14 protein-coding genes are annotated in these 14,560 nt (G+C 58.8%); 12 read left to right on the forward strand and 2 right to left on the reverse strand.

Annotation, left to right across the window (positions count from 1 at the left end; genetic code table 11):
- Positions 1 to 73 precede the first annotated feature (73 nt).
- Positions 74 to 2,218: an acetate--CoA ligase family protein gene (locus tag J5276_RS28870; protein ID WP_209160171.1), complete on the forward strand. Its 2,145-nt coding sequence runs from the start codon at positions 74 to 76 to the stop codon at positions 2,216 to 2,218.
- Here J5276_RS28870 and J5276_RS28875 read toward each other — a convergent pair.
- Together J5276_RS28875 and J5276_RS28880 are read right to left on the reverse strand one after the other, a co-directional pair.
- Entirely contained in the window at positions 2,205 to 2,588 is a 384-nt protein-coding gene (locus J5276_RS28875; protein ID WP_209160172.1) for a YciI family protein, read from the reverse strand. The genes J5276_RS28870 and J5276_RS28875 overlap by 14 nt on opposite strands.
- Entirely contained in the window at positions 2,581 to 3,312 is a 732-nt protein-coding gene (locus J5276_RS28880; protein WP_209160173.1) for an FCD domain-containing protein, read from the reverse strand. The genes J5276_RS28875 and J5276_RS28880 overlap by 8 nt, the downstream gene beginning before the upstream one ends.
- 207 nt (positions 3,313 to 3,519) lie before the next feature.
- Between J5276_RS28880 and J5276_RS28885 the strand changes: the two genes are divergently transcribed.
- The 11 genes from J5276_RS28885 (at position 3,520) to J5276_RS28935 (ending at position 14,183) form a co-directional block, all read left to right on the forward strand.
- Positions 3,520 to 4,422, forward strand: a complete 903-nt coding sequence (locus J5276_RS28885) for a branched-chain amino acid ABC transporter permease (protein WP_209160174.1) — start codon at positions 3,520 to 3,522, stop codon at positions 4,420 to 4,422.
- The gene (locus tag J5276_RS28890) at positions 4,419 to 5,402 is read left to right on the forward strand and encodes a branched-chain amino acid ABC transporter permease (RefSeq protein WP_219256748.1); all 984 of its coding nucleotides are present in this window, start codon (positions 4,419 to 4,421) and stop codon (positions 5,400 to 5,402) included. Before J5276_RS28885 ends, J5276_RS28890 begins: the two co-directional genes overlap by 4 nt.
- The gene (locus J5276_RS28895; RefSeq protein ID WP_209160176.1) at positions 5,395 to 6,147 is read left to right on the forward strand and encodes an ABC transporter ATP-binding protein; all 753 of its coding nucleotides are present in this window, start codon (positions 5,395 to 5,397) and stop codon (positions 6,145 to 6,147) included. The genes J5276_RS28890 and J5276_RS28895 overlap by 8 nt, the downstream gene beginning before the upstream one ends.
- Before the next feature lie 5 nt (positions 6,148 to 6,152).
- The gene (locus J5276_RS28900) at positions 6,153 to 6,851 is read left to right on the forward strand and encodes an ABC transporter ATP-binding protein (protein ID WP_219256771.1); all 699 of its coding nucleotides are present in this window, start codon (positions 6,153 to 6,155) and stop codon (positions 6,849 to 6,851) included.
- A gap of 12 nt (positions 6,852 to 6,863) precedes the next feature.
- Positions 6,864 to 8,042 (forward strand): ABC transporter substrate-binding protein, encoded by a 1,179-nt coding sequence (locus J5276_RS28905; protein ID WP_209160177.1) that lies wholly within the window; start codon positions 6,864 to 6,866, stop codon positions 8,040 to 8,042.
- Between the two features lie 9 nt (positions 8,043 to 8,051).
- Positions 8,052 to 8,972 (forward strand): NAD(P)-dependent oxidoreductase, encoded by a 921-nt coding sequence (locus J5276_RS28910; RefSeq protein WP_209160178.1) that lies wholly within the window; start codon positions 8,052 to 8,054, stop codon positions 8,970 to 8,972.
- Positions 8,973 to 8,974: 2 nt separating this feature from the next.
- Entirely contained in the window at positions 8,975 to 9,853 is an 879-nt protein-coding gene (locus tag J5276_RS28915) for a fumarylacetoacetate hydrolase family protein (protein ID WP_209160179.1), read from the forward strand.
- 21 nt (positions 9,854 to 9,874) lie between these two features.
- Complete coding sequence (locus J5276_RS28920; protein WP_209160180.1) at positions 9,875 to 10,759, forward strand: VOC family protein; 885 nt, start codon at positions 9,875 to 9,877, stop codon at positions 10,757 to 10,759.
- A 74-nt stretch (positions 10,760 to 10,833) separates the two neighbouring features.
- Positions 10,834 to 11,838 carry an ABC transporter substrate-binding protein gene (locus J5276_RS28925; RefSeq protein ID WP_209160181.1) on the forward strand — a complete coding sequence of 335 codons (1,005 nt, stop codon included), beginning with the start codon at positions 10,834 to 10,836 and terminating at the stop codon, positions 11,836 to 11,838.
- Positions 11,839 to 11,998: 160 nt separating this feature from the next.
- On the forward strand, positions 11,999 to 13,255 hold the full coding sequence (locus J5276_RS28930) for an MFS transporter (protein WP_209160182.1): 1,257 nt from the start codon (positions 11,999 to 12,001) through the stop codon (positions 13,253 to 13,255).
- Positions 13,256 to 13,322: 67 nt separating this feature from the next.
- Positions 13,323 to 14,183, forward strand: coding sequence for an alpha/beta hydrolase (locus J5276_RS28935; RefSeq protein ID WP_209160183.1), 861 nt, complete (start codon positions 13,323 to 13,325; stop codon positions 14,181 to 14,183).
- The last annotated feature ends 377 nt before the right edge of the window (positions 14,184 to 14,560 follow it).

The following is a 14,560-nucleotide window of genomic DNA, read 5'->3' on the forward strand; positions in this document are numbered from 1 at the left end:
GCAGCGTGCTGCCTTGCCGCAGGGCGGAGGTCCGGGCGGGGAACGTGAACCGAATAAATGACGGAGGACTCTTATGACACGTTCAGTATCCTCGGCCGACATGCATGCGCATCTGCGGCAAAAACGGGATAGCAATCTTAAGCGACTGCTCAATCCGAGGTCGATCGCCATCGTCGGCGCGTCGAAGGATCCCTCGAAGGCCGGCTCGCAGGCGCTGCAATCGCTGCGAGGCTTTCCAGGTGCGCTGTCCCTCGTGCACCCGAGAGAAAGAGAGATCAACGGGGTCCCCGCCTACCCAAAATTTGAGGATCTGCCAGACGCGGTCGATTTGGCCATTCTAGCCATTCCGGCCCAGCATTGCGCCGCAGCCGCGGCGGAAGCGGCGGAACGGGGTGTGGGCGGTGTGTTTATCATCTCCGGCGGCTTCGGCGAGGCGGGCGGAGACGGATTGCGCTACCAGGAGGAGCTTGCCGAGGTCTGCCGCTCCACGGGCCTGCGGCTGCTTGGGCCAAATACATCCGGTTTCATCAACACGCACCATCAATGCGTCGCGAGCTTTGTCCCCGGAGTGGACCGGCTTTTATCTGGCAAGGTTGCGGTCGTCGCCCAGTCCGGTGGCGTGAACCTGAGCCTTGCCTTCCTGATCGCTGCCCTGGGAGAGGGGATTTCGGTTGCCGTCGGACTTGGCAATGCGGTCGATGTCGATACCGCCGATGTTCTTTCCATGCTGGCTGACGATACGGCCACTTCGGCGATCGCATTGCATCTGGAAGGTGTCGCGGACGGCCGTCGCCTCTACGACGTCCTCAAAACCGTCACACCCCGCAAGCCAGTGGTCGCCATGGTTGCCGGCAGGGCCGAAATTGGCGATTTCGCGGTGTCCCATACGGGCAACCTGATGGGGTCGCGCGATCGCACCGTGGCGGCTCTGACGCAGGCCGGAGCGATCGTCGTGGACACGACCGAGGAACTCGCGCAGGCTGCGGTCTTCCTAAGCTACGGCCGGATGCCTGCCAAGAAATCCGGCAGCTTCGCATTGGTGACGGGACAGGCCGGTCCGGGTTTGTTGATTGCCGACAGCTTGGGAATTTGCGGCGTCGCTCTCCCGCAATTGTCCGATAAGACGCTGGAGACCGTGTCCTCGCTCCTGCCGCCGATGACCTATATCAAGAATCCGGTAGATACGGGGCGCCCCGGGCTGACGTTCCCACAGATCCTCGATGCGGTTGCTGCTGATCCTCTCATAGACGGGCTTCTCGTCTTCGGCCTCAATGAGCCTTCGGTTCTGGACCCTGCCAGGGTGCTCGGTCCGCCAGCTTCCGCCCACGGCAAACCAGTCATCTTCGGAACATTGGGACTGGCAGATGAGGTTCGGCCAGTGTTGGCGGAATTGCGTTCGCAGGGTCTTCGCGCCGCGGTCGGACCCGAGCGCCTGGCGCTCGCTGCTCAAACCCTGGTTGCGGACGCCCGCGGCCAGTGGCTTTTGCAGACCGCCGGTGCGCAAGATACGGCGACGTCGGCGGAGGCGCTCTCCGGCCCGTTCGATGAAAGCCGCGCGAAGAGCCTGCTGCGCAGCTACGGCATTCGCGTGCCGGAAAGCGTGCTTTGCCTGAGCCGGGAAGAAGCGCGCGCGGCTTTCGCACGGCTTGCCCATCCCGTCGTGGTGAAGATCGCGGCGAACGATATCGCCCACAAGACGGAGGTCGGTGGCGTCATTGTCAATGTAGGGGACACGCAGCAACTGGAGGAGGCGCTCAACCGCATCGAACGCATCCCCACGAATGATCCCGGTCGCGTCCTTCTGGAGGAAATGGCGCCGGTCGGCGTCGAAATGATCGTCGGCGGATTACGGGATAGATCGTGGGGTCCGACTGTCGTCGTTGGCCTGGGCGGTGTCATGGCCGAGGTGCTGGCCGATTCCGCCGTGGGCATCGCGCCGCTCGCGACCCTGACTGCCGAGAATATGATCGAGAGCCTCCGCGGCAAAAGAGTTCTGGACGGTTTTCGCGACCTTCCGAAATGCGACAAGCAGGCAATTGCGGCAGCAGTCGTGACGATCGGCCGGATCCTGTCGGAGCATCCGGAAATCGTTGAGATCGAGATCAATCCGTTGCGTGTGACGGCGACCGGTGTGATGGCCTTGGATGCCCTGGTGCGGATAGAGACATTAGACCGAGACAGTCCTCGGTCATTGGCAGGAGCCATCACACAAGGCTGACCGTGCAATCGGAAATATCGACCGTGACGGAGATGCGTCCTTCATTGACGATCCAACGTTTCACCACCGGTGTCCGTTGGCCGGCGACGACGAAAGGATCCGCGGCGGCGATCTTCTTCGCCTCTTCGTACGAGCCGGCCCGGATGATGGTCAGGCCTTCACCCGTCATCTCGCCACCGGAGGCGAATAGGGGCCCGGACGCGAAAAGCACGCCCTGCTTCTCCAGCGCGATTAGGTAGTCGAGGTGAGCCTTGAGGTTTCCCCGAAGTTCTGCGGCTGGAACAGCCGCGGTGTTGAGGATGACGAACAACTCTTTCTTCATCATCCGGGACATGAGTTCGTCGGCGGTCAGGGACTTGCTATCAGACATCTTCGAGCGGCTTCCCATGCTCAATCGATGCGAGAACTTCGTTGCTCGTCGCTCTGTAGTGTTGTTCCAGAGCGGCGAAGGAACTCTCAAAGTCGCGGCCGAGAGCGGCATCGACGATCTGCTTGTGTTCTTCCATCGTATCGCGCGTCAGTTTCGGCTTGTCGATCCGACGCACCCTGACCAGGCGAAACCGTTCGGCCTGATCGAAGAGGAGCGAGGCGAGATTCATTTGCCAAGACGAACCGCATGCGGACAACAGGCACATGTGGAAGTTCCGATGGCATTCGGCCCATTCTTCCGCCGACCCGTCGTCTTGAGAACGGGGGATCGGGATACGGCTCAGGGCATGAAACGCCGCCACCAACCGGCTTTCCCACGCGATATCGCCCTTTTCCAACGAGGCCTTCAATGCGGCCTTTTCGATAACCAGTCGCGTTTCCATCACGTCGATCACATCATGGTTGCTGATGTCAGCAACACGAAAGCCCCTCTGTCCGACCGATGTGACTAATCGCTCGGCCATCAACCGTGTCAGCGCCTCGCGCAGCGGGCTGACGCCCACGCCGTACCGCTCGCGAAGGTCATCCGACCGGAGCGCCGAGCCGGGCGCCAGCACGCCCCAGACTATGTCAAGCCGAAGGCGCCGGTAGACGATTTCGGTGATCGTCCTCGGAGCGTCGTTCGAATAGGACGGGTTGGTGTCGGATAAAGCTGATCTTTTCATGAAGTCTTCCTTGACATGAATTGCCTTCGAGATCTACGGTAATTTTGGAAATTGTTGGCTGGTTTCCAAAATATTGCACAAGGCGTGCTCAGGGGAGGAAATTCTGGTGCCGCGTGGCTTTGGCTGTTCGCCCTCATATTTAGCTTTCGTCACATCGTATTCTGCCAGACTTTCGGGTTCGCGGGCGGGTACCCAGGAAAATGCCCTATGTTCTTAGAGCAGTTGTTCAACGGTCTGAACTACGGGCTGCTTCTATTTTTAATCGCGGCCGGGTTATCCCTTGTCTTCGGGGTGATGCACCTCATCAACTTGGCGCATGGCTCCTTCTTCATGTTGGGCGCCTTCGCTGCCGCTGCCTGCGCCACGTTGACCGGCTCGTTCTTTCTGGCGCTGTTGCTCTCGTTGCCTGGCTGCTTCGTCATCTCGATGGTTGTCGAACGTGTGATTATCCGGCATCTCTACGGACGCAGCCATCTGGATCAGGTACTGGCGACGTTTGGCTTGATCCTGTTCTTCAACGAGGCGATACGCTGGCTTTCCGGCGGCGCCCCGGTCTTCCTCGCCATGCCATCCGCTCTCGACGGTGCAGTCGGCCTGTGGCCGGGTCTGGAGTACTCGTCCTACCGGCTGGCCGTCACCGTGACCGCCGCGCTGGTTGCCGCGGGCATGTGGCTCGTTCTCGCCCGGACACGGATCGGCATGCTAATACGAGCCTCCGCCTCCAATCCGTCCATGGTACGCCACATCGGCTATGACGTGCGGGTCGTCGCAATGCTGGTGTTCGCAATGGGCGGCGCACTTGCGGCGTTCGCCGGCGCATTGACGGGGCCGCTCGTGTCCATCGAGGTCGGCATGGGGGAACAGGTCCTGATCTTGGCTTTCGTGATCGTGGTTATCGGCGGCCTCGGCTCGATGAAGGGCAGTTTCTGGGCCGCTTTGTCCATCGGCATTCTCGATACGCTCGGCAGGGCCTACATGCCCTATCTGCTAAGCGGCGCTTTCAGTGCAAGAACGGTGTCCAGCCTAGCTCCGGCGATCTCGGCGACCCTCGTTTACGTTCTGATGGCGGTCGTGCTGATGACGCGTCCGCAGGGGCTGGGCACACGATGAACGAACAATCGATGACGTCCAACGCACGCAACACTGGGATGTCGGGACGATTGGTTCTCGGCGAGGCGCCGACTGTGTGCCTGTTCCTGATCGCCGTTCTGCTTCCTCTTTTCGTGGAGAGCTATCTCGTTTCTGGCCTGACGCGGATACTGGTCTACGGGCTTGCCGCTGGCGCGGTCGGCTTCCTCATTTACCATGGCGGACTTGTCAGCTTCGGGCATGCGGCCTTCTTCGGAATTGGCGGGTACACGGTGCTGGTGGCACAGCTTTCCGGATTGAACGAGGCGTTGATCGTCTGGCCGCTTGCGGCTTTGATCGCGGCAGCTGCCGGCTTCGTGATCGGGGGGATGTCGCTGAAAACGCGTGGCGTGGCGTTCATCATGATCACGCTCGGCTTTTCGCAGATGATTTTCTTCGTTCTGTCGAGCCTGCCGCCCATCGGTTCTTCCGACGGCATGGGCCTGACCGAGAGAAATGTCCTGGCGGGATATTCGCTCGCCGCGGACCTTAGCTTCCATTTCGTCGTGGTGACGATCGTGGCCGTTTGCGTGATCTTCATGAAGATGCTGAGCCGCTCTCCCTTCGGTCTGGCGCTTCGCAGCATTCGTCAGAACGAACGTCGCGTCATCTCGCTCGGCTTCGATACCTATCGCATCCAGTTGGCCGCTTTCATTTTCTCCGCGGCGCTGACGGGACTGGCCGGAGCTTTGGCGGCAAACTTCTATCTCTTCGTCAGTCCGGTTTTCCTGAGCTGGCTGCTCTCCGGCGAATTGCTGGTGATGGCGGCCCTCGGGGGATTGGGGCCAATCGCTGGCGGCCTCTTCGGAAGCGCGCTGCTGATCGGCGTGGAAGCCGCGGTATCGGAATATACCACCTACTGGCGGCTCTTCCTCGGACCCATGGTTATCCTCTCGGTGCTCTTCTTTAAGCAGGGGCTGGAACCGTCGATCCGGCGGCTGGCGGGAGGGCGATATGACTGATCCGATCCTGTCCATCCGCAATCTGCGCAAGGCCTATGGCGGCCTGTTGGTGACGAGCAATGTCGACCTCGACGTCGTGCCGAACGAAATCCATGCCCTGATCGGGCCGAACGGGGCAGGCAAATCGACGCTGATCGGCCAGATCGTAGGAGACATCAAGCCGGACAGCGGTACAATCCGCTGGAATGGCGAGGATCTCGGCGGCATCCCGCCGCATCAACGCGTCCGGCGCGGGATGGTTCGCACGTTCCAGATATCGAGTATACTACCGGAACTGTCGGTCGCCGACAATGTACGGCTCGCGGCGCTTGGTCCGTCTCTTGGGATTGCCCAGAGCGTCCGAGCTGTGGAGAGCTTCGAGATGGCGGCCGTTGAGGCCGAAACCGCTTTGCGGCGCGTCGGACTCGAATATCGCACCAACATGATCGCCGGGAAGCTCTCGTATGGCGAGCGGCGGCATCTGGAAATCGCGATGGCGCTCGCTCTTTCTCCAAAGCTTCTCCTCATGGACGAGCCAATGGCGGGCGTGGGACCGAGCGAAAGCAGCGCGCTGACCGACCTGCTCAAGACGGTGGGACGGGAATGCGCGATCGTTCTCGTCGAGCACGATATGGACGTGGTTTTTTCACTGGCCAGCAAGATTTCGGTGCTCGTCTCGGGAGCCTTGGTTGCTTGCGATGTTCCCGACAAAATCCGTAACGATCCGGAGGTGCAGCGAGCCTATTTCGGAATGGAGGATGCGTGACCATGTTGCTTCATGCCGAATCGCTGGCAGGCGGATATGGCCCGGTCAAGGTCTTGCACGACATCAATATTTCGGTGGGGGAGAGCGAAGTCGTGGCTCTGGTTGGTCGCAACGGAATGGGCAAGACGACCACAGTCCGCATGCTGACGGGAGCCCTGCCGCTCGGCGGGGGCACGATCGAATTCGCCGGCCGGTCGCTGGAAGGCTTGGCCGACTTCCGGATTTCGCGGTTGGGGATGGGATTGGTGCCGGAGGGGCGACAGATCTTTCACAATCTCACCGTCGAGGAACACCTGATCCTCGCTCAGCGCAGCGGCGCCGGCGCATCTCTCTGGACGCGGGAGCGGATTTACAGGCTCTTTCCAAGACTGCAGGAAAGGCGCGCGCAGCTCGCCAACACGCTCTCGGGCGGAGAACAACAAATGCTGGCCATTGGGCGGGCGCTTGTCACTGCGCCGCGCCTCCTCATTCTCGACGAAGCGACGGAAGGTCTTGCACCGCTGGTGCGGAAAGAAATCTGGGTCTGCCTCGAAACCATTGCGCATGAAGGCCTGTCGGTCTTGGTCGTCGACAAGGATATCGCAGCTCTTTCCAGGATCGCCACGCGGGTGGTGGTGGTCGCGAAGGGGAAGACAGTTTGGGAAGGTTCGGCTTCTGCATTCGCGGTGGCCCCGGAGGTACACCAGCTTCATCTGGGAGTTTAAGGGAGGAACACTATGAATATCGTGAAGACCTTGGCGATCGCGCTGGCTCTCTCCAGCACAGGCATTGCACCGTCCTACGGGGCGCCGGACAACATCAAGATCGGATATATCGGCACACTGTCGGGTCCGGCCGGCAGCCTCGGAGAGGAGATGCTCAACGCCTTCAAGCTTGCTCTGGAACATACGGACGGCAAACTGGGGGGCATTCCGGTGACCCTGATCACCGGAGACGACCAGGCCAAGCCGCAGACGGCCGTGCAGCTCGCGCGCCAGATGATGCAGCGCGACAATGTCGACTTCTTCTCCGGCCTGTTGTTCAGCCATGTGGTCGATGCGGTCAATTCCGTCGTGCTGCCGGCCGGTAAACTCGTAGTCGCGTCGGTGGGCGGCTCATCGGCCATGGCGGGGGTAAAGTGCAACGAGAACTTCTTCATGGTGTCGTGGAATACTGACACCATGTTCGAAGCAATCGGCGCGAAGCTCGCAGCGGACCAGGTGGGCAAGGTCGCCGTTGTGGCCACGAACTACCAGGCCGGCTGGGATGCCGTCGAAGGCCTCAAGAAGGGTTTCCAGAAGGTTCTCGCCGCCGAAGTTCTGGTGAAACTCGACCAATCGGATTTCGGGGCGGAGCTCAGCCAGATTCGGTCGTCCGGTGCGAATGCGGTCGTTGTCTTCCTGCCGGGTGGATCGGGAATCGCCTTCATGCGGCAGTTCCACCAGAGCGGTCTGCAGTCGTCAGTCAAGCCTTACGCAGCGACCTTCCAGGCGGACGAGACGACCTTCAACGCACTCGGGGAGTCGGCCAAGGGCCTAATGAACGCGGGCCCTTGGAACCCGTACCTCGAAAACGAGGCGAACAAGAAATTCGTCAACGAGTTCAAGGCGAAATACGGCCGCAACCCGTCCATCCTAGCTGCGATGTCCTACGATACGGCCATGCTTCTCGACAAGGCGGTCAAGGACGCCAAGGGTGAGGTCGGCGATGCCGACGCCTTCCGCACCGCGTTGAAGAACGTGAAGTTCGACTCAATCAGAGGGACATTCACCTTCGGGAACAACAATTTTCCTATCCAGGATTTCTATCTGAGCCGCGTCACTGATGCGCCGGGTGGTGGCTTGCACAACGAACTGGTCGCGACGGTCCTGAAGGACAAGGCCGACGCCCACCAAGCCGAATGCAAACTCAAGTAAGCTGGCGGGATGATGATGACTGTGAAAAAGATTGGCGTAATCGGCCTTGGACAAATGGGTTTGCCGATGAGCGCAAACCTGATCCAGGCCGGTTATAAAGTGATCGGCTACAGACGAGGCGACTCTTCCGATTTTGTAGCGCTCGGGGGGGGGTTGGCGGCATCTGCAAAGGATGTCGCCGAGCAGTGCGACATTGTTTTCAGCTGCATTCCAGATGCGGTGGCGCTGGAAGAGATCGTATGTGGTCCGGAGGGAATAATCGCGGTCGATTGCACCGGGAAGATCTTGGTCGAACTGTCGACGTTGGCCACCGCCGACAAGCTTCGGCAGGCCGAGGCGCTGCAAAGGGCCGGGGGGCGGATGCTTGATGGGGCGATCAGCGGGCTGCCTGCCATGGTCTCCGCAAAATCGGCTGTCTTCTTCCTCAGCGGCGACAAGGGCGTCTTTGCCCGGATAGAAGACATTCTCCCTGCGCTCTCAAACAAAGTGTTCTTCATGGGGGAGTTCGGAGCGGCGCTCGCGACGAAACTCTGCGCCAATATGCTGGTCGCAATCAATATCGCGGCCACGGCCGAAACGATCGCGTTCGGTCGCAAGGCCGGCATCGATCCGCTGATGCTGGTCGCCGCGTTGAGGGAAGGGGCAGGGGGGTCGGTCCAGTTCTCCGCGCGCGCGGAGCGGATGGCGACCGGAAACTGGCACAAGGTCATGGGAAGCACCGCCACGCTAGCCAAGGATATCGACCTCATCCAGGCCAAGGGCAAGGAGGTGGACTTCCACCTGTCGCTCCTCTCCGCGATTTCGGGAATTTACCAGGACGCCTTGGAACAGGGGCACGGCAATCACGATGTTGCCTCCATCTATGCGGCAACCGCCCGCAAGGCCGGCCTAACAGTACCGTTTTATCATGCAACCGCATTGGAGGATTGAGTATGAGAGACTATAAATTGGCGACGGGCCTGATAGACGGCCAGCCCACTCCCCTCGTTCTGGTGGACGGCCGGGTGTGGCTTCTGAGTGAGGTTCTTGGCGACGGCGCACCTTCGGATTTGCTCGATGTTTTCAGGGACTGGCAGCGTCTCGACGGTGAATTGGCAGGCGCCGTTTCGGGCCTCCCGCAGGGTGCCCGCGATCCGTCTTCCATCACCTTCAGCACTCCGCTTGGCAATCCTCCGAAGCTCATCTGCATCGGCACCAACTACAAGGACCATCTTGCCGAGATGAAGGTGACGACACTTCCCGACTTTCCCTATGCCTTTCTGCGCCCGAATACGTCACTTGCCGCTCATGGCGAGACGATCAAGCTCCCCAGCCTTCCGAGGATGGTCGACTGGGAGGCCGAACTCGGCTTCGTGATCGGAAAGCGGGCGGAACAAGGCAGTTCGCCCGATCCCATGGAGCTCGTGGCGGGCTATACGGTCATCAACGACATTTCGGCACGCGACTGGATCGCGACCCGGCCTCATGTTGGGATCGATTGGGTCATGCAGAAGGCCTGGGACAAATTCCAGCCGACAGGCCCTTGGATCACACCAGCCCGGTTTGTGGCAAATCCTCAGGACCTGCCGATTGAACTGATGGTGAACGGGATCGTCAAGCAGCAGTCCAATACCTGCAACATGATTTTCGGCGTCGCCGATGTCGTAAGGCACCTGCTGTCGATCATGACACTGGAACCAGGCGACCTAATTGCGACGGGTACGCCGGCCGGCGTCGGATTTGGAAAAAGGCCCCCCGAATTCATCACGGCAGGGGATGTAGTCACCGTCTCGGTGCAGGGACTGGGCCGACTGGAAAACAACTTCGTCTAATTGGAGCCATGAGAGAGTAAAATGATCAAGGCGAACAGAATTACGCATGCAACATTTACGTCCGCCGACCTCAAGGGCCAGGTCGACCACTACACACGGGTCATGGGACTGACGCTTGTCGGCGAAGAGAAGGATGCTGCCTACCTGTCGACGGGGGGCGATCACCACACGGTGGTGCTGAAAGCGGGAAGCACGTCGACATGCGACGCGCTCGGCTTCCAGCTTCCGGGCGGAGCGGACCTTGGAGATTACGCCAGTCAGGTCGAGGCGCTGGGCATCAAGACCAGAAGGCTTTCCGACAGCCAGCCGAACATCTCCGACCTGATCGCTTTCGAGGACAGCAAGGGCACTCGCGTCGAGGTCTTCGTGGCGGCAGAGCCGGCCGGGGTCGCACCGCGCGATCGCGGGATCGTGCCGAACAGGCTCGGCCACGTCGCCTTCAACGTCACCGACATTCAGGCAGCCGTAAAATTCTACTGCGATGTGCTTGGTTTCAAGGTCAGCGACTGGATGGGCGATTTCTTCGCCTTTCTGCGCTGCGGGCCGGACCATCATTCTATCAATCTGGTCACCGGCAAAACTGACAAGATGCATCACATCGCCTTCGAACTGCGGGACTGGACGCATATCCGCGACGCCTGCGATTTGCTCGCGACAGATCGCATACCGCTCGTCTGGGGTCCCGTTCGCCACGGTATCGGACACAACATCTCCACCTACCATCGTAATGCCGACGGTCAGATCATCGAACTGTTCTGCGAACTCGATAGGGTGAACGAAGAGCTGGAAATCTACGAGCCGAGGCGCACTCACCAAGAGTTCCCTCAACGCGGCAAGGTGTGGACCGATGTGCCGCTTGCCGCCAATATGTGGGGGTCAATGCCGCCGGATGGGTTCCTGGATTGATCACGCTGCGGCGGAGTCTAGGCCTGCCGCTCACGCCTGCATCTAAAACTGCCAGTCGATTGGAGGATACCTATATGAATATTTCGACAAATCTTTTGTTGACGCTGTCTCTGTGTGTAGCTGGCCTGCCCATAGCGAAAATGGCGAATGCGCAGGAGGACAGGCCATTGGAGGTAGTCGTCTTTCCAGGCGGTTTCAACTGGCCAATCTTTGTGGCGCAGAAGCAAGAACTATTTGCTGCTGAAGGTATATCAGTAAACATCACCCCGACGCCAGATTCCAAGACACAAATGGTCGGACTGATCGATGGGAAGTTCGACATTGCAATGACTGCCATCGATAACGTGATCGCTTATTCGGAAGGGCAGGGCGCAGCTCCTACTCAAAAGATACCCGACATCTTCGCGTTCATGGGCAGCGATAGCGGCTTTCTCAGCGTTGTGGCGGTTCCGGAGGTCAAGACCTATTCTGATCTCAAAGGTAAAAAGATCGGGGTGGATGCGCTGACGACGGGATACGCATTTGCGCTTCGCAAGATGCTGATCGACAAGGGAATTGAGCCCTCGGATATCGAGTTTGTGCAAGCCGGCGGTGTGTCTAAGCGCTTCGAAGCGCTGATGAAGAAGGAGATCGCGGCGACCCTCCTCGTGTCTCCTTTCGAAGCCGCAGCCTCGCAGCAGGGGTTCACGGTGCTCGGTGCGACTTCAACCTCGCTCGGTGCGTATCAGGGTGTCGTCGCGGCTGCCCGTCGGGATTGGACCAAGGCGAACGAGGGGAAGGTGAAACAATATGTCCGCGCCTATCGTCAGGCGTTGAACTGGCTGTACGATCCCAACAATAAGCAAGCCGCGATTGGTATCCTGCGAAAAAACCTGCCGGACATGTCCGAGCCGCTGGCGCAGACGACCTATAATGTTCTGCTTGATTCAAGTTCAGGCTTCTTCAAGGACGCTGCGATTGATAGGGCGGGCGTTGCTAAGGTTTTGGAGCTGCGTAGCGAATTCGCCGAGCCGAAAAAGCAACTCGGTGGCCCCGAAAAGTATTACGACATGAGCTACTATCAGGCAGCCTCAAAGTAGCAGCTATGGTTGTCCGCGTGTCGAAGCTAAGCGGTCCGATAAGCTGGGCCATCGCGCAATGCGAGTGGTCGGCTGACAACGGGAAGCAGGTCCGCGACGCGAGCAGCCGCGAGGAATCGAGTGAAATTCTCGATAATACAACCCTGGAGGAGGGATCCATATGAATATCAATAGCCAACCGCGTTATGCCGCTAGGAATCTACCACTGCCGCTCGCGCTGATCTGCTTCGGCGTTTTAGGATGCTCTTACATCGTGAATGCCATGGACCGGCAGGTCTTCTCGCTGCTCCTCCCAACAGTTATGCAGACATATGGCTTTCCTCTGAACACAGGGGGGCTACTCGTAACAATTTTCACACTGGGGATCGGTCTAGCGGGAATCCCGGCCGCCTATCTGATGGAGCGTCTGTCGCGGCGAGCGGTCATGATCACCTCAATAGCGGTTTTTTCGGTCTTCACGATCATGACAGCGTACGCTCACGGCTTCACCGACATGCTCATTTACAGAGCTCTGACCGGGGTCGGCGAAGGCATGCAGATTGCAGCACTGTACGCTGCCACCGGTGCCTATTTTCGAAAACACCGCGCCCTCATGTTCGGCATCCTCAGTGCCCTTTTTGGCGCTGGCAACTTTATTGGACCACTGGTCGCGGGAAGCCTTCTCCAGAGTTATGATAACTGGCAGGTACCACTGATCGTTTTCGGTCTCGCAGGTATCGCTTTCACCATCCTGGTCTCGTTTGTCCCCAAAGACTTTACGGAACATCGAGAACAGGCGCGAGAGGTCTCCTCAAGCTCAGCCATCGTCCCCGAGAGGGTCTGGAGCATCAATTTGGTGCTCGCCGCGATCGCGGCTGGGACTTTTGGCGTCTATCAATATGGCTATATTGCTCTTTACCCTACTTATCTCGCCAAGCAGCTTCAACATGCGCCCGGCACTGTGGGGTTTACAATGAGTATGTTCGGTGCGGGAGCAATTCTTGCCGTACCAGCAGCGTATCTTGGAGACAGGCTAAGCCAGAAATGGATCATCTTCATCGCATTGGTTTGCTGTGCTTTTGCCGGCTATATGCTGTTTAACGTAGCATCGACGCCAACACAGCATGCGATTTTGAGCTTCTTGGTCGGGTTCGCGGGTACAGCGGTTATAGCCAATATCTCCTCACTTATGCAGCGACGCGTTCCTCCTTCGTATATTGCCAAGGCCTCCGGGATATTCGTGACCACAGTCTACCTGCCAGCTTCGATCTCTGGATACGTTCTCGGCTCTCTTGTCGGCGCGTACGGCTGGGGTAACGCCGCTGCCATTCAACTCAGCTTTGTTCCGCTTATCGGCGCGGTCGCAATACTGGTTTCGAAGGAACGCGATGACGCCCGACCGACGGACCATGTCGTGTCGGCAGCGGCGAAGGCTTGAGGGGCTCTATCGAAACGAGCGAGCTGGCCCAACCTCAAATCTATGATCGATAAAAAGGACTATCAAAATGAGAATGGAATTGATCTCGATCCCGACCCCTACTGGACAACCCTTGGACGGTGCTTTCTACGATGCAGCAGAGAGCCGCGGTGCTATTCAACTCCTTCATGGCAATGCCATGAATTTCTATGTGGGGCATTCCCGCTTTTTACCTCCGGCGCTGACGGCGATCGGCTTCACTTGTCTCGCATACAACCGGCGCGGACATGGAACGCTAACAACACGCAATAGCAGGAACCCTGAAGGCAACGCGTTCGCGACTGTGGAAATGTCTCTCGAAGACAATGTTCTTGCCCGATCGTTCCTCGAAGATCGTGGATTTTTTTCACCGATCGTGATCGGGCACAGCAATGGCGGCATGCTGGGCGTTCGTCATGTGGCCGATCATCCGGACACTCCCGCGCTTGTTCTGATGTCCGCACATCGAGGAGGAAAGACGATGATCGAACGTGCCAGCCGTAACGGATTGATGGCTTGTGATCGCTACGAGGAAATGCTTTTAACCGCGCGACGAATGGTGGCCGAGGGCAAGGGAGAGGAACTAATGCTCTTTCCTGGCTGGTGGCACGTCATGACTGCCAAGGTGTTTTGCGATCAGGTGGACAATCTGCCGGATGTACTTGATCTTGCCTCGCTCATCACTTGCCCTGTCCTTTACATCCGCGGAGATCGCGAGCCGCAGGAACTTTACCCGGCGGAACAATTCGCGGAGCGATGCGGGGGGAAGGTCGACATCGTCATCGTTCCAAACTGCGATCACTTTTACAATGGCGTCGAATCCTATGTAGCTGAACTTGTAGCCGATTGGCTTCAACCATTCGGAAGCTCAGGGGCCTGCGGACCCTCTGCCGGCAAAGTGTCACGATAAGAGGACCTGAAATTCTGAGGTCGTTGCGCAGCAGGTTGGACGCGCCGTTGGCACCGACCTCTTCCAGATAAAGCCTGCGGAGCCTCATCCAGAAGACTATGAGGTCAGCAACATGTATCATCGGCTGTTTCATAAATACCTCTTACGCCACTGATACTGAAATTAGCGGGGTCAACGGGATTATTCCCTTTCAACTGCGGCAATATTTTTGAAGGACTTCAATTCTATTGAATTTTTCGAGCACAGCTCGCAAGCACTGAGGGCCGGCGAAGCTGTTCGCCTGCATTCTCCGATCCTAATCTGCCGGCTTTGTTGGCGCGCGCCTAAATTTGCGCGCATCGCTTGATCCGGTGCTTCCGTCGGCAATACTCACACAT

The organism is Agrobacterium sp. S7/73, assembly GCF_019355535.1.
GTDB lineage: Bacteria > Pseudomonadota > Alphaproteobacteria > Rhizobiales > Rhizobiaceae > Agrobacterium > Agrobacterium tumefaciens.

What these genes read in the sequence shown, in the direction of transcription:
- J5276_RS28870 (WP_209160171.1), top strand. Translation starts at nt 74, where the DNA reads ATGACACGTTCAGTATCCTCGGCCGACATGCATGCGCATCTGCGGCAA.
- J5276_RS28875 (WP_209160172.1), bottom strand. Translation starts at nt 2,588, where the DNA reads ATGTCTGATAGCAAGTCCCTGACCGCCGACGAACTCATGTCCCGGATG.
- J5276_RS28880 (WP_209160173.1), bottom strand. Translation starts at nt 3,312, where the DNA reads ATGAAAAGATCAGCTTTATCCGACACCAACCCGTCCTATTCGAACGAC.
- J5276_RS28885 (WP_209160174.1), top strand. Translation starts at nt 3,520, where the DNA reads ATGTTCTTAGAGCAGTTGTTCAACGGTCTGAACTACGGGCTGCTTCTA.
- J5276_RS28890 (WP_219256748.1), top strand. Translation starts at nt 4,419, where the DNA reads ATGAACGAACAATCGATGACGTCCAACGCACGCAACACTGGGATGTCG.
- J5276_RS28895 (WP_209160176.1), top strand. Translation starts at nt 5,395, where the DNA reads ATGACTGATCCGATCCTGTCCATCCGCAATCTGCGCAAGGCCTATGGC.
- J5276_RS28905 (WP_209160177.1), top strand. Translation starts at nt 6,864, where the DNA reads ATGAATATCGTGAAGACCTTGGCGATCGCGCTGGCTCTCTCCAGCACA.
- J5276_RS28910 (WP_209160178.1), top strand. Translation starts at nt 8,052, where the DNA reads ATGATGATGACTGTGAAAAAGATTGGCGTAATCGGCCTTGGACAAATG.
- J5276_RS28915 (WP_209160179.1), top strand. Translation starts at nt 8,975, where the DNA reads ATGAGAGACTATAAATTGGCGACGGGCCTGATAGACGGCCAGCCCACT.
- J5276_RS28920 (WP_209160180.1), top strand. Translation starts at nt 9,875, where the DNA reads ATGATCAAGGCGAACAGAATTACGCATGCAACATTTACGTCCGCCGAC.
- J5276_RS28925 (WP_209160181.1), top strand. Translation starts at nt 10,834, where the DNA reads ATGAATATTTCGACAAATCTTTTGTTGACGCTGTCTCTGTGTGTAGCT.
- J5276_RS28930 (WP_209160182.1), top strand. Translation starts at nt 11,999, where the DNA reads ATGAATATCAATAGCCAACCGCGTTATGCCGCTAGGAATCTACCACTG.
- J5276_RS28935 (WP_209160183.1), top strand. Translation starts at nt 13,323, where the DNA reads ATGAGAATGGAATTGATCTCGATCCCGACCCCTACTGGACAACCCTTG.